This window comes from uncultured Lamprocystis sp., assembly GCF_903933125.1.
Lineage (GTDB): Bacteria > Pseudomonadota > Gammaproteobacteria > Chromatiales > Chromatiaceae > Thiodictyon.
The window spans coordinates 1-1,583 of record NZ_CAIZIZ010000295.1; the positions used below are offsets into that span (position 1 = coordinate 1).

The 1,583-nt window shown below is 69.4% G+C and carries 1 protein-coding gene; it reads left to right on the forward strand.

What is annotated here, in order from left to right; genetic code table 11:
- Positions 1–1,583, forward strand: a 1,583-nt coding sequence (locus QZY03_RS14395; protein ID WP_367268236.1) for a DNA methyltransferase, incomplete at both ends; no start/stop codon positions are given.

The following is a 1,583-nucleotide window of genomic DNA, read 5'->3' on the forward strand; positions in this document are numbered from 1 at the left end:
CAGCCGGAACCGGCGCGCGAGGATCACCAGGACAATGCCTACTGCTTCGAACGCCGGGTCATCTTCCAGCACGGTGACGGCAGTCAGAGCCAGGGGTTCATCGATCTCTACCGCCGCACCAGCTATGTCCTGGAGTGCAAGCAGACCGGGCTCGCGCTCGACACCACCGGCTGGGACAAAGCCATGCTGCGCGCCCATGGTCAGGCCGTGCAGTATGCCCGCGGCCTGCCTGCCGCCGAGGGCCGGCCGCCCTTCGTGGTGGTGGTCGATGTGGGCCGCAGCATCGAGCTCTACAGCGAATTCAGCCGCAGCGGCGGCGCCTACATCCCCTACCCCGACCCGCGCTCACACCGCATCCGCCTGGAAGACCTGCGCCGCCCCGCCATCCGCGCCCGCCTGCGCGCCGTCTGGCTCGACCCCCTGTCACTCGACCCCAGCCGCCGCGCCGCCCGCGTCACCCGCGACATCGCCGCCCGCCTGGCGCGCCTGGCCTGCTCACTGGAAGCCGCCGGACACCCGCCGCAACTGGCCGCCGCCTTCCTGATCCGCTGTCTGTTCACCCTGTTCGCGGAGGACATCGGCCTGCTGCCCAAAGCCGCCTTCACCGACCTGCTGCGTTCGGTGCGCGACACGCCCGCGCAATTCGTCCCGCTCACCGAACATTTGTGGCGCGACATGAACACCGGCACCCCCTTCTCGGTGATCCTGCGCGAACGCTGCCTGCGCTTCAACGGCGGGCTCTTCGCCCAGGCTCCGGCCCTGCCGCTGGCGCGCGATCAGCTCGACCTGCTGATCGACGCCGGCCGCGCCGACTGGCGCCATGTCGAACCCGCCATCTTCGGCACCTTGCTGGAGCGCGCCCTCGACCCCCAGGAGCGCCATCAGCTCGGCGCTCACTACACGCCGCGCTCCTATGTCGAACGCCTGGTGCTGCCCACCGTGATCGCGCCCCTGCGCGACGAATGGACCGCCGTGCACAGCGCCGCCTTCAGCCTGCACGAGCAGGGCAAGCCCGACGAGGCCGTCAAGCTCGTCGCCGCCTTCCAGGTCCGGCTGGCCAATGTGCGGGTTCTGGACCCCGCCTGCGGCTCGGGCAACTTCCTCTATGTCACGCTTGAACATCTCAAGCGCCTGGAGGGCGAAGTGCTCGATACCCTGGAGTCGCTCGGTCAGCGGCAACTGCTGATGGCGATGGAAGGGGTCAGCGTTGACCCGCACCAGTTGCTCGGTCTGGAGCTCAACCCGCGCGCCGCCGCCATTGCCGAGATGGTCTTGTGGATCGGCTACTTGCAATGGCACGTTCGCACCCACGGCGCGGTCAACCCGCCCGAGCCGGTGATCCGCGACTTCCGCAACATCCAGTGCCGCGACGCCGTGCTCGACGCCGACCGCGTGGAGTTCGTCACCGACGCCGCCGGCCAAACCATCACCCGCTGGGACGGGCGCACCACCAAGCCCCACCCGGTCACCGGCGAACCGGTCCCGGATGAAACCGCCCGCGTCGCGCTGGAACGCTCTATCAATCCGCGCCAGGCGGAGTGGCCCGCAGCGGATTTCGTGGTCGGCAATCCGCCGTTCATCGG